A 12609-nucleotide genomic window follows, 5' to 3' on the forward strand; every position below is an offset into this window, starting at 1 on the left:
CTCCGATTTAAAAAGAAAAAAAGCGTTCCGGGCTACTCGCCCCGGAACGCTTTCTTCATTTTATCGAAAATCGATTCATGATGCTCGGTATTGCTTTCGGAAACCGAACTTGTGCTTGCTGTACCGCCGCTGAATTGACGCAGCAAATCCTTCTGCTCGTCGGTCAGCTTCGTTGGCGTAACGACCGTCACCTTCACGTGCTGATCGCCTTGACCGTAGCCGCGAAGCTTCGGCACGCCTTTGCCCTTCAAGCGGAAATAAGTGCCCGTCTGAGTTCCCGCAGGAATTTTCAGCTTCACTTTTTCCGTCAGCGTCGGGATTTCAATCTCATCGCCTAGCGCCGCTTGCACGAACGTAAGCGGAACCTCGCAATAGATATCATCGTTCTCTCGTTCGAAGAACTCATGCGACTTGACGCGGATAACGATATAGAGATCACCGGCAGGACCGCCGCGAAGACCGCCTTCGCCCTCACCGGACAGACGGATTTGAGCGCCGTCGTCAACGCCCGCAGGGATGCGGACATTAATTTTACGCTGTTTTTTGCACTTTGCCTGCGCCATGGCAGGTTCCGCATTTTTCCTTAATAACACGACCCGTACCGGAGCAGTTCGTACAAGCACGGCGATTGACCATACGGCCAAACGGTGTATTTTGCACAACCTCTTGCTGACCGCTGCCTTTGCAGGTAGAGCAGGTTTCCGGTTTCGTACCCGGCTTAGCTCCCGATCCCGTACAAGTGTCACAGGTTTCCGTACGCGGAATCGTAATTTCCGTTTCTTTGCCGAATACGGCTTCCTTGAACTCTATGGTCATCGTGTATTGCAGATCATTGCCCCGCTGCGGAGCATTCGGATCACGACGACCGCCGCCTCCGCCGCCAAAGAACATATCGAAGATATCGCCGAAGCCGCCTCCGCCAAAGTCTCCTGAGAAGCCGCCGGCGCCTCCCATGCCCTGGTTAGGGTCAACATGGCCATAACGGTCATACGTCGACCGCTGTCCCTCGTCACTGAGCACGTCGTAAGCCTCTTTGACTTCCTTGAACTTCGACTCTGCGTCCGCTTCTTTATTCACGTCCGGATGATACTTGCGCGCAAGCGACCGGTACGCTTTTTTGAATTTCATCATCGGAAGCGCTTTTGCCTAAGCCAAGCACCTCATAATAATCGCGTTTGTCTGCCAACTGGTTCTCACCTCCACCCATGTTCCATTACAAAAGCTATAAATGCGCGAAGAAGGTCAAAGACAGGAAGCCCCTGACTTTGACCTCACCTCGGTAGCAAGCTTAAGCTAATTATTTGTTGTCGTCAACCACTTCGTAGTCTGCGTCTACAACATTGTCTTTCTTAGGAGCTGCTCCGCCTTCTTGCGGCTCTGCACCTTCTGCGCCTTGCTGTGCTTGCTCATACAGCTTCACAGACAATGCCTGAACGATTTGCGTCAGCTCTTCGGAAGCCGCATTGATTTCTTCAATGTTTTCCGTTGCAACTGCTGCTGCCAGCTTCTCTTTCGCTGCATTCGCTTTGTCGATTTCGGACGCGTCCACTTTGTCGCCAAGATCCTTGATCGTTTTGTCAACCGAGTAGATGAGCTGGTCAGCTGCGTTTTTCGCTTCAACCAATTCACGGCGTTTACGGTCATCTTCAGCGTTCAGCTCAGCGTCTTTCATCATTTTTTCGATTTCGTCTTCGCTCAGACCGCCGGATGAAGTAATCGTAATTTTTTGGCTTTTGCCTGTGCCTTTATCCAAAGCCGATACGTTAACGATACCGTTCGCATCGATATCGAAGGTTACTTCGATTTGCGGAACGCCGCGTGGTGCGAGCGGAATGTCGCTAAGTGTAAAGCGGCCAAGCGTTTTGTTGCCGGCAGCCATTTGACGCTCGCCTTGCAGAACGTGAATTTCTACGCCCGGCTGATTGTCTGCATACGTCGAGTAAACTTGCGATTTGCTCGTTGGAATCGTCGTATTGCGATCGATCATTTTTGTGAATACGCCGCCAGCCGTCTCGATACCGAGCGACAAAGGCGTAACGTCGAGCAATACAACGTCTTTAACGTCGCCTGTAAGCACGCCCGCTTGAACAGCCGCGCCCAGCGCTACAACCTCATCCGGGTTAACGCCTTTATGCGGATCTTTGCCGATCAGCTTTTTAACCGCTTCTTGAACGGCTGGAATACGCGTCGAACCGCCTACGAGTACCACTTTATTAATTTCGCTTGTGGACAAGCCCGAATCGCTAAGCGCCTGACGAACAGGACCCATCGTACGCTCTACAAGGCCAGCAGACAACTCTTCGAATTTCGCACGGGTCAGGTTCATCTCCAAATGCTGAGGAACGCCGTCAACCATCGTAATAAATGGAAGCGAGATCGTAGATGTCAACACGCCGGAAAGCTCTTTCTTCGCTTTCTCTGCTGCATCCTTCAAGCGCTGAACAGCCGCTTTGTCCTTCGACAGGTCGATGCCTTGCTCCTTCTTAAACTCAGCAACCAGGTAATCGATAACGACTTGGTCAAAGTCGTCGCCGCCAAGCTTGTTGTCGCCGCTCGTTGCTTTAACTTCGAAGAAGCCGTCGCCCAGTTCGAGAATCGATACGTCAAACGTGCCGCCGCCAAGGTCATAGACGAGGATGGTTTGGTCTTCTGTTTTCTCCATGCCGTAAGCAAGAGCTGCCGCTGTTGGCTCGTTGACGATACGCAGCACTTCCAGGCCTGCGATTTTACCCGCATCCTTCGTGGCTTGACGCTGGCTGTCATTGAAGTAAGCAGGAACCGTAATAACGGCTTGCGTTACCGATTGGCCCAGGTAAGCTTCCGCATCGGATTTCAGCTTTTGCAAAATAATTGCAGAAATTTCTTGCGGCGTGAAGTCTTTGCCGTCAATCGTTTCTTTATGGTTTGTACCCATATGACGTTTTACCGAGCTAACTGTCCGGTCAGGGTTGGTGATGGCTTGGCGTTTTGCCGTTTCGCCGACAATACGCTCTCCGTCTTTCTTAAAGCCGACAACGGATGGCGTCGTACGGTTACCTTCCGGATTCGGGATTACGACGGCTTCGCCGCCTTCCATTACTGCAACGCAAGAGTTTGTTGTACCAAGGTCAATACCGATTACTTTACTCATCGTCAGTTTCCTCCTAATTTATATGGCTTTTCAGCCCCATTATTGAATAACACTTAGCCGCTAACTTTAACCATCGCAGGACGAAGCACTTTGTCTTTCAGCACGTAGCCCTTCTGCACTTCTTCAACCACGATGCCTTCTTCATGCTCTTCGGATTCCACTGTCATAATGGCTTGATGGAATTCAGGATTGAACGGCTCGCCGACGACATTCATCGCCTGCAGACCTTCCTGCTGCAGCGTTTGCTCCAGCTGACGGAAAATCATGTCCACACCTTTCGCAAGCGATTCATAATCGCCATTGATCGATGCTGCTGCAACCGCCCGTTCAAAGTTATCGACAACCGGAAGCAATTGCCCGATCAGCTTCATCGATGCGTATTGTCCCAGCTCTTCTTTTTCCTTCATGGTGCGGCGGCGGAAATTATCAAAATCCGCTTGCACGCGTAAGTATCGCTGCTGGTTCTCCTCTGCCTGCTGTGCAAGCTCAGAGAGGCGCGGATCCTCTTGAAGCTCGGCTTGCGCCTCCGCTTCCTGTCCTGCTTGCTCCTGCTCCGTTACGGTTTCCTCAACCGCTTCGTTATGTTCGTTACTCACCCAATTCACCTCCTTATTTATACCAACGGCCTAGCATAAGCGCCATATCCTTCGAAATAATATTAAGCAGACTAATGACTTTACCGTACTCCATCCTTGTCGGTCCAAGAATGCCAATGGTGCCCAGCGACTGTCCGTCCACTGAATAGGTGGCGGTTATTAAGCTGCAGTTCGCGATAGCTTCTTGGTCATTTTCTGTTCCGATGCGGACTTGTATACCCGAAGGAAGCGCAGAAAACATTTTCATGATAGCAGGCGTTTCGTCCAGCAAATCCAAAATCGTCTTCACTTTATCGACATCCTTGAACTCCGGCTGCGTCAGCATATTCGTCGTCCCGCTAAGGAAAATGCGATGCTCATCGTCGCTTTGCAGCGCTTTGTCGAGAACGCCCAGCACTTCTTCGCAATGATCGATGTAACGATCCAGCTCCTGGCCCATTTCGGCGTGCAGCTTGGACTTCAGCCGAATAAGCGGTACACCAACCAGCTTCGTGTTCAAAATCCGTACAACCTTCTCCATTTCTTCCATGCTTACGCCCGGAGGAATTTGGATCGTACGGTTTTCCACATGCCCTGTGTTCGTGACGATAATCGCTACAGCTGAATTTGCATCAAGCGGCACCAGACTGAAATGCTTAAGTGAGGTGCTGAACATTTCCGGTCCAAGCAAAATCGACGTATAATTCGTCAGATTAGACAGGATCATGGCCGCATGCTGGATAACCTGCTCCATTTCATTCACTTTTTCAGAGAAAAAAGAACGTACTTTCGTCAGGTCTTGTTCATTGACTTCATTAAAATTGACGAGATGATCGACGTAATAGCGATATCCTTTGGTAGAGGGAATACGGCCTGCCGACGTGTGCGGCTGCTCCAGAAAGCCAAGCTCCTCCAAATCCGCCATTTCGTTGCGAATCGTAGCGGGACTGAAGCCAACATCGCCTCGTTTAGATATGCTTCGTGATCCGACAGGCTCCGCCGAGCGGATGTAATCGTCGATTATCGCATTCAGTATCATTCGTTGCCGATCAGTCAACATTCCAAATCCCTCCCCAATTATATGCCTATTTCAATACGGCCGTTCTCGCCTCATCGTTAGCACTCATTAAAGTCGAGTGCTAATCATTAATACAAAAATACCAAACCAGCTTAACGATTGTCAAGTCGGTTCGGTATTTTGGCCTGCCATCCCGTTTTCACACGGCTATTCATCTATTCGATCAGCACCCGCAGCACCGCAATTTCATCGCAGGCATGCTGCTTCGGACAATTCACACAATCCGTCCATACTTTCTCCGGAAAAATCTCTTTGTCAACGATACTGAAGCCATTCCGCAAAAAGAACGGAACCGCATAGGTCAACGCCATAATTTTCGGAATGCCTTGCTCTATGGCTTGCGCAATAAGAAAGTCGACCAGCTTGCTGCCAATGCCAAGTCCTTTATAGCCTTCTGTCATGCCAAGCGAGCGAATTTCCACAAGCTCAGAACCGAGCCGGGTGAGCGCGCCGCAGCCGACAACCTCTTGTCCGACCTCCGCTACAACGAAGGTTGAGATCTGACGCAGGAGCGCCTCCTTCGACCTGGGCAACATGATTCCCTGTTCCGCGTAGCCTTTAATTAATTCAAATAACGTATCCACATCGTCCGCTGTCGCGACTCTGCATACTGCCTGCAAACTTTCCGTTGCCATCACTCCGCCTTCGCCTCCACCCGGTGCATATTTAATCTATTGAATAAATATACAGCGGTACGCATGTTTTTTCAAGAGGCAATTTCACAAAAATTTAGCGGGAAGCTTCCTCTTCCAAGCCGATAAAAGAGCCAAACACGTCATTGCCGAATAAAACGCCTTTTTCCGTCAGTCTGTAGCCATAATCATCAGCCTCTTCAATGCGTTCCAGCAAGCCGTCTTTCAACAGCTTATCGATAATCGGCCCGAAAATCTGCTCCAGCGTCTTGCCCGGAAACTGCTTGGCAAAGCTCGAGGCGCGTACGCCTTCAAGCAGCCGCAAGCCAACCATCATAAAGTCCTCGATCGCCTCCAGCTCGGATACCGCATTCGTCTCCAGCCGCGGAAGCTTCGTCTGCGTATAATCAATATAAGGCTGAACGCCTTTTACATTAATATGACGCTCTCTGCCCGCATAGCCATGAGCTCCGGCTCCCAGTCCATAATACGGTTGATTACGCCAGTACGTGGAGTTGTGACGGCCCTCATAGCCAGGACGGGCGAAGTTGCTGATCTCGTAATGCTGATATCCTGCGCCCTTCAGACGATCCATTAAATGGGTATACATCGAGAACTCTTCATCCTCCGACGGCAGCGGCAGCTCGTCCCGCTGATAGAGCTTATGGAACAGCGTGTTTTCTTCTACCTTCAAGCTGTATAGCGAATAATGCGGAAGATCGAGCGCCAACGCTTTCTCGACACTGTCCTCCAGCGTCTCCACCGTTTGACCCGGCAAGCCGAACATCAAGTCGATCGATAAATTCGTAAAGCCCGCTGCACGAGCGTTCTCCAGACTTCGATATACATCGTCTACATTATGAATCCGTCCGATCTTCTCCAGCAAAGCGTTGTTGAACGACTGTACGCCAAAGCTGATCCGGTTCACCCCGCCTGCGAACATCGCAGCAAGCTTATCGGGATCTGTCGTGCCTGGATTGGCTTCCATCGTAAACTCCACTTGCTCGGACAGCGGGAAATGCCGCTTGACCGAAGCCAGGAAGCGTTCCATTTGCGGAGGGGTCAGCACCGTAGGGGTACCGCCTCCAACAAAGACCGTATCAATCATTTGCGGCGGCATCGCAGCGGTCGTCATGACCATCTCTCTTTCGAGCGCATCCAAGTAATCGTCGACCGGCTGGCCTTTAAGCACATAAGAAGTGAAATCACAATAGTGGCACTTATTCGTACAAAACGGGATATGAATGTAAAGCGCCCTCGGCGCTGTATGAATCGCAGTCATTGCAAGTCCTCCTCTCTTATCCAACAGCCGCGATGCGGCTTTATCCTCTATAACAATAAAACGACAGGCTTACGGGGAGGCCGCAATCTGCTCTCCTGTAAGCCTGTCGATTGTATGCCTTAGGTTTAATCCTCGTCGATCTTCAGAACCGCCATGAACGCTTCCTGCGGCACCTCAACGCTGCCGACCTGCTTCATGCGCTTCTTGCCTTCCTTCTGCTTGTCGAGCAGCTTCCGCTTCCGGCTGATGTCGCCGCCATAACATTTGGCCAATACGTTTTTACGCATCGCTTTAACTGTCTCTCTGGCAATGACCTTCGTACCGATTGAAGCCTGAACAGGCACTTCGAACATTTGACGCGGAATCAACTCTTTCATCTTCTGGCAAATAATCCGTCCGCGGTGATAAGCACGGTCGCGGTGAACGATAACGGACAAGGCGTCAACCTGTTCGCTGTTGAGCATAATGTCCATTTTGACCAGATTGGAACGACGGTAACCCGATAATTCATAATCGAAGGACGCATAGCCTTTCGTGCTGGATTTCAATTGATCGAAGAAATCGTACACGATTTCCGACAATGGAATCTCATACGTGAGCGTAACGCGGTTCGTATCCAAGTATTCCATATTAACGAATTCGCCGCGTTTGCCTTGGCAAAGCTCCATAATGGCGCCAACAAAATCATTAGGCACAATAATAGCTGCTTTAACATAGGGCTCTTCGACATATTCCAGCTTGCCCGCTTCCGGATAGTTGGACGGATTGTCGATATCAATAACCGTTCCGTTCGTCAGTGTCACGCGGTAAATAACGCTTGGTGCTGTCGTAATGAGCGGAATGTTGAATTCACGCTCAATACGTTCCTGAATAATCTCCATGTGGAGCAGTCCGAGGAAGCCGCAGCGGAAGCCGAAGCCAAGCGCCGTAGACGTCTCCGGCTCATAGCGGAGAGAGGCGTCATTAAGCTCCAGCTTTTCCAGCGCTTCGCGAAGGTCGTTGTAGTCCTGAGTCTCAATGGGATACAGACCGCAGAATACCATCGGATTGATCTTCCGGTAGCCCGGCAGCGCCTCAGGTGCAGGACGCTTCGCCTCCGTAATCGTATCACCGACGCGCGTATCCTTCACATTCTTGATGCCTGCGACAACAAATCCAACATCGCCAACCGCCAGCTCGTCTACAATCGACATGCGCGGCTTGAATGCACCTACTTCAATAACTTCGAATTCAGCACCCGTCGCCATGAAGCGGATTTTTTTGCCCGCCTTGATGCTGCCGTCAATAACCCGTACATAAACGATTACCCCTTTGTAAGGATCGTAGTGCGAGTCAAAAATGAGCGCCTTGAGCGGGTTGTCCGGATCACCTGTCGGTGCTGGAACCTTCTGAACAACCTGCTCCAAAATTTCCTTAATGCCAATGCCTGCTTTAGCCGAAGCAAGAACAGCATCGCTTGCATCCAGACCAATTACATCCTCAATCTCTTGCTTGACACGCTCCGGTTCAGCGCTTGGCAGGTCGATCTTATTGATTACAGGCAGTATTTCAAGGTTGCTCTCCAGAGCCAAATATACGTTAGCCAGCGTCTGCGCTTCAATCCCTTGCGCCGCATCAACGACAAGCAGTGCGCCTTCGCAGGCCGCCATGCTTCGCGATACTTCATAAGTGAAGTCGACATGTCCCGGCGTATCAATCAAATTGAGCAAATATTCTTCGCCGTCATCCGCCTTGTATGTAAGACGAACGGCTTGCAGCTTTATCGTAATGCCGCGTTCCCGCTCCAAATCCATTTGGTCCAGTACCTGCTCCTGCATCTCACGCGAGGTCAAAGCCCCGGTAAACTCGAGAATACGGTCCGCAAGCGTAGACTTGCCATGGTCAATATGAGCAATAATTGAAAAATTTCTTATTTTCTTTTGCCGGTCACGAACGTCAGTCATGCCTAACCCCCACACAGTCCAATATTCCATCTATTATATCAGTTTGGAGGATTGCCAGCAATGAGCATTACATAATACACTTCAGCAGCGGCTAGTTGGTCACAGAATCGAACAGAGAAACGACAAATTTAATGCCGCCTGTCGTAACGGATTGCAGAAAGCCGGAGGTACCGTCTGCCAGCTTGTTGACGGCAGGCTCATGCGCTCTGCCGTCAATGCCGGGAAGCCTTTCCCTGCGGCTGCCGCGCTCTGCGATTTCTCTAACTTCGGCCAGCTCCTTCTCCAGTTTGGCGATCTTCTTCTCGGCAGCAGCCGACATACCGGAAGAGGAAGGCGCGCTGCCGTCAATAACGCCTTCATCGCTTGAGCCAGCGGAATGTGCTGACGGCAATGTAACGGACGTTTGGCCGCCCTCGATTGGCCCATAAATCCGCTCGATGCCGGATTGCGACATTTCCATCGCATACAGAACGATAAACACAAGAGCTCCCCCCAGTATGGCCCACTTTATCGCGCTCCGTTTCATATCCAAGCCCCCTCTTAGCTTTTTGGTGCGGTTACCTTCTCCGCGTCCCAATAAATGTCGGCAATAATTTTGGCCAGCACATCTGCCGTCCGATAGCTTTCTTGCAGCGTGTTGTCAACGCCGCCGATCTCAATCAGAACGCTGTCCTCGGCAAGTGATTGATTGTACTCGCCGTTGCCGGTAGCGGCCGTCTTGCCATAGATTCCTCTTGAAATCCCTGGATATTGTTTCTCGAGCTCATCGTGAATTTGGGTAGCGAACGTTTCGTTTTGCTGCCAGTCCGGATTTTTATGACCGATGATGAAGTAGACCTGCGCATAGCTTTTGCCGCCGATGTCAACCGTCGTATATTTTCTCTTTTGCGAATCGCGGTGGATATCAAAGAAAAACTTCAGATCTTTGCTGCTTGCCATCGCTTCCTTAACCGTCTTCATCGAATACTTATAGGAAAGCTCCCAGCGGTAATCCTTAATAGCTGTCGGGTAGTCCGTGTCGGAATGCATCGCCCCAACACCCTGCTCTTCTAGCTTGGAAGCGAGTCGTTTGCCAACCAGCGTAATATTTTTCGTATCGGAGTTAGGATCCTTAGCCGTACCCTTCAGCTCCGGATACCAGGATTCGCGATTATGGGAATGATAGATGAAGGCGATTTTACGTCCGTTCGTCGAATGTCCGCCAATATTCGGTTCAGGATCAGGCGTTTCGGTCGGCTCAGGTGTCTGGACGGGAGGCGTCGTCGGATCATCAGGATTGGCAGGATCAGGCCCCGCAACTTCGCTTCCATCCCCTTCACCGGGGATCGGGACATTGTCTTCAGGGCCGATTGCCGTATCCGTACCAACACCTTTGCGGATTAGAAACGATTTACTCGCGCCCATGCCAGGAATCTCTCCCGCAAGCAGACTCTTGGGATCGCTTGGATTAATATCAGTCATCAGCCGAATAAGAAAGCTGCTAATTTGTTTATTATTCAACGGCTCCGATTTCGTCTCGCTTTGAAAAGCAGGCATCTCCATCTCCAGCATGTCCCCAAAAAGACCGCTTGAAACAGCTGCCGCAAATCCTTTCATCGAAGATATCGGCGCTGCGTCCGACCGTTGATGCGCCATACCGGCCATTCCGATCGCAACAAAAAACAGCATCGAGCTGAACGACAAGATGGCAAACGTTTTTCCCGTCACAAGCAATTGGCGCAGCCTTCTGCTCTCCCGCGCAACATCGAGCAACATAATTCGTCTCATAATGACCTCCCGCCGTTGTCCATAGGTTAGATGCTATTAATCTATGAACTTCAGGGAGCTGATAGAACCGAATATATGAATATACTGCAGATGAAATTTTAATAGATTCATATACAGATTGATCCAAGCAGATGCCGGCACAGCAAAAAACCGACGTTGGCCGTATGCTGTCGCAACGGGCGTCGGCGGGATTGTTCGTGGGATTGCTGACCGGCTAGTGTGTATAGGCGGCTACGTTATCTGTATCTACCGCGTCATGCAAGGCGGCATTCAAGCCGCTGGCGATAATATTGGCGATATCCTCGATGAATTGATCGATTTCTTTAGGCGTCACTAGCAGATCGTGGCCGATCGGATGAAGCACTTCTTTTACAAGCTGCAGACGCTCCCGCTCATCCATCTGGTTCATGAGACCAAACACTTGATTATTATCCGCTTTGTTAGCCGCCATATGGCCGCGCATCAGATCGATGGCACTGTTGACGATCGTCGACGCATATACGACGGTTGGAACGCCTATCGCAATGACCGGGACGCCCAAAATATCCTTCGTCAGCCCTTTCCGCTTATTGCCGATCCCAGAGCCAGGGTGAATTCCGATGTCGGCAATTTGAATCGTTGTATTGACGCGCTCCAACGACCGGGATGCCAATGCATCAATTGCAATCACGACATCCGGATTCGTCTTCTCGACGATACCATGTACAATTTCACTGGATTCAATACCTGTAATGCCAAGCACACCAGGAGCAACGGCGCTGACTGCGCGATATCCGGGCGCCACTTGATCGGGCATAAGCTCGAAGAACTGACGGGTAACCATCACATTCTCCACGACGAGCGGCCCAAGCGCATCCGGCGTAACGTTCCAGTTGCCTAAACCGACGATTAGTACTTTCGCTGTCTTACCTACACCTACACGCTGCAAAAATGCTTCGAAATGTTTGGCGAAATGCGTAGCCACCCGGTCCTGAAGCTCCGTATCCTGATTGCGAAGCTCAGGCACCTCCAGCGTTACATAATTGCCCAGTACTTTGCCTATAGCCTGCGAGCCCTGCTCATTTTGCACCTCAAGCTCAGTAATCGTAATGCCATTATCCTCAAAAGTTTTGGATACGATACCCGGTATCGAGCCGCCGCCTGACTGTTCCGCGATCTCCTTTGCCTCCAGCGCCAGATCGGTGCGTACATTATATTGCTGCAAGTCCAGATTACTCACGATAATGTCTGTCTCCCTTCAAAGAAGTGCGAAGTTTCTTCCGTTATTGTTTGCAAGAGGCGGCATTTCATACTTTCACCTTCGACATCCTTCCAGCTCTTGCTTTTAAGACGTACGCATGGTAATATATTTTAAGTTGTTTACTTAGAATAGAACCAACTTACGCACTATGCTTTTTCGGCAAACTATGTAGGAGGTGAAACTCGATGCCAAACATTAAATCCGCAATCAAACGCGTTAAAACGAGCGAAAAACGTCGCGCTTTGAACGCTTCCCAAAAATCCGCGCTTCGTACGGCTGTTAAATCTGCTGACCAAGCAATCGCTGGCACTGATGTAGACGCAGCTAAAGCTGCTCTCGTCGCTGCAACGAAAAAATTGGACAAAGCGGTTACTAAAGGCCTGATTCATAAAAATGCGGCTTCCCGCAAAAAATCTCGTCTTGCTAAAAAGCTGAACGCCCTTTCGGCACAAGCTTAATAAGCGACACCGCTTCACGAAAAGGCTTCACATCCCGGGTTACCGGAGTGTGAAGCCTTTTTTTATTTTGATTGAATCGAGCACAAGTTGTAAGGGATTAGCAGTAAATGCGGTTGTTTCTGCGCAGAAGAAAAGAGCATAGCTGGCTGCTAGGCTCTGATTGGCGTGAGACGGGATTGGCGTTGTTTATTGCTTAGATAGAATCTGCTGTGAAAACTTTATCTTAGGGGATAATCGCTCTCCCTTAGCTATATGTATGCATGATGTACCGCCATCTATTTTGGCATCCAACATGTAATCGACCACCGTCATGTAACGCCACATCATGCGCTGGGAGCCATTTTCGCTCATTTTGTTACGAAGCTGGACTATTGAGGTGGCAAGGTAACAAAACCACGGTTTGACCGCCGACGTGCGGCCGAACCCACGTGCCGCGACGGCACCGCTCCTCGGGAGGCACGTGATGCAAGGTACGGAAAAATCAAAATGTAAATCTGCATGTTG

The 12609-nt window shown here is 50.4% G+C and carries 12 protein-coding genes; 1 reads left to right on the forward strand and 11 read right to left on the reverse strand.

Annotated features, from left to right (window positions below):
* Positions 1 to 32 precede the first annotated feature (32 nt).
* The 11 genes from TY10_RS31425 to gpr form a co-directional block, all read right to left on the reverse strand.
* Positions 33 to 644, reverse strand: coding sequence for a DnaJ C-terminal domain-containing protein (locus tag TY10_RS31425; protein ID WP_238327525.1), 612 nt, complete (start codon positions 642 to 644; stop codon positions 33 to 35).
* A complete protein-coding gene (locus TY10_RS31430; RefSeq protein ID WP_238327522.1) occupies positions 532 to 1131 on the reverse strand; it encodes a DnaJ domain-containing protein in 600 nt (199 codons plus the stop codon). The genes TY10_RS31425 and TY10_RS31430 overlap by 113 nt, the downstream gene beginning before the upstream one ends.
* Before the next feature lie 166 nt (positions 1132 to 1297).
* Positions 1298 to 3130, reverse strand: coding sequence for a molecular chaperone DnaK (gene dnaK / locus TY10_RS09565; protein WP_042162795.1), 1833 nt, complete (start codon positions 3128 to 3130; stop codon positions 1298 to 1300).
* Between the two features lie 53 nt (positions 3131 to 3183).
* A complete protein-coding gene (gene grpE / locus TY10_RS09570) occupies positions 3184 to 3726 on the reverse strand; it encodes a nucleotide exchange factor GrpE (protein WP_081735183.1) in 543 nt (180 codons plus the stop codon).
* A gap of 13 nt (positions 3727 to 3739) precedes the next feature.
* Positions 3740 to 4765 carry a heat-inducible transcriptional repressor HrcA gene (gene hrcA / locus TY10_RS09575; RefSeq protein ID WP_042162797.1) on the reverse strand — a complete coding sequence of 342 codons (1026 nt, stop codon included), beginning with the start codon at positions 4763 to 4765 and terminating at the stop codon, positions 3740 to 3742.
* A gap of 173 nt (positions 4766 to 4938) precedes the next feature.
* A complete protein-coding gene (locus TY10_RS09580; protein ID WP_042162798.1) occupies positions 4939 to 5418 on the reverse strand; it encodes an N-acetyltransferase in 480 nt (159 codons plus the stop codon).
* 94 nt (positions 5419 to 5512) lie between these two features.
* On the reverse strand, positions 5513 to 6697 hold the full coding sequence (hemW, locus tag TY10_RS09585) for a radical SAM family heme chaperone HemW (protein ID WP_042162800.1): 1185 nt from the start codon (positions 6695 to 6697) through the stop codon (positions 5513 to 5515).
* A 125-nt stretch (positions 6698 to 6822) separates the two neighbouring features.
* A complete protein-coding gene (lepA, locus tag TY10_RS09590) occupies positions 6823 to 8640 on the reverse strand; it encodes a translation elongation factor 4 (RefSeq protein ID WP_042162801.1) in 1818 nt (605 codons plus the stop codon).
* A gap of 91 nt (positions 8641 to 8731) precedes the next feature.
* Positions 8732 to 9166, reverse strand: a complete 435-nt coding sequence (locus tag TY10_RS09595; RefSeq protein WP_042162802.1) for a hypothetical protein — start codon at positions 9164 to 9166, stop codon at positions 8732 to 8734.
* A 14-nt stretch (positions 9167 to 9180) separates the two neighbouring features.
* Entirely contained in the window at positions 9181 to 10407 is a 1227-nt protein-coding gene (gene spoIIP, locus TY10_RS09600; protein ID WP_042162803.1) for a stage II sporulation protein P, read from the reverse strand.
* A 214-nt stretch (positions 10408 to 10621) separates the two neighbouring features.
* Positions 10622 to 11626 (reverse strand): GPR endopeptidase, encoded by a 1005-nt coding sequence (gpr, locus tag TY10_RS09605; RefSeq protein ID WP_042162804.1) that lies wholly within the window; start codon positions 11624 to 11626, stop codon positions 10622 to 10624.
* Positions 11627 to 11832: 206 nt separating this feature from the next.
* Here gpr and rpsT point away from each other — a divergent pair, with 206 nt between their 5' ends.
* Complete coding sequence (rpsT, locus tag TY10_RS09610) at positions 11833 to 12105, forward strand: 30S ribosomal protein S20 (protein WP_042162805.1); 273 nt, start codon at positions 11833 to 11835, stop codon at positions 12103 to 12105.
* Positions 12106 to 12609: the final 504 nt, after the last annotated feature.

The sequence above is a fragment of the Paenibacillus gorillae genome (genome assembly GCF_000513275.1).
Classification (GTDB): domain Bacteria; phylum Bacillota; class Bacilli; order Paenibacillales; family Paenibacillaceae; genus Pristimantibacillus; species Pristimantibacillus gorillae.

Excerpts from the sequence above, each read along its gene's own strand:
- TY10_RS09580 (WP_042162798.1), bottom strand. The coding sequence starts at position 5,418 with ATGGCAACGGAAAGTTTGCAGGCAGTATGCAGAGTCGCGACAGCGGAC.
- hemW (WP_042162800.1), bottom strand. The coding sequence starts at position 6,697 with ATGACTGCGATTCATACAGCGCCGAGGGCGCTTTACATTCATATCCCG.
- hrcA (WP_042162797.1), bottom strand. The coding sequence starts at position 4,765 with ATGTTGACTGATCGGCAACGAATGATACTGAATGCGATAATCGACGAT.
- TY10_RS09595 (WP_042162802.1), bottom strand. The coding sequence starts at position 9,166 with ATGAAACGGAGCGCGATAAAGTGGGCCATACTGGGGGGAGCTCTTGTG.
- rpsT (WP_042162805.1), top strand. The coding sequence starts at position 11,833 with ATGCCAAACATTAAATCCGCAATCAAACGCGTTAAAACGAGCGAAAAA.
- lepA (WP_042162801.1), bottom strand. The coding sequence starts at position 8,640 with ATGACTGACGTTCGTGACCGGCAAAAGAAAATAAGAAATTTTTCAATT.
- dnaK (WP_042162795.1), bottom strand. The coding sequence starts at position 3,130 with ATGAGTAAAGTAATCGGTATTGACCTTGGTACAACAAACTCTTGCGTT.
- TY10_RS31430 (WP_238327522.1), bottom strand. The coding sequence starts at position 1,131 with ATGATGAAATTCAAAAAAGCGTACCGGTCGCTTGCGCGCAAGTATCAT.
- spoIIP (WP_042162803.1), bottom strand. The coding sequence starts at position 10,407 with ATGAGACGAATTATGTTGCTCGATGTTGCGCGGGAGAGCAGAAGGCTG.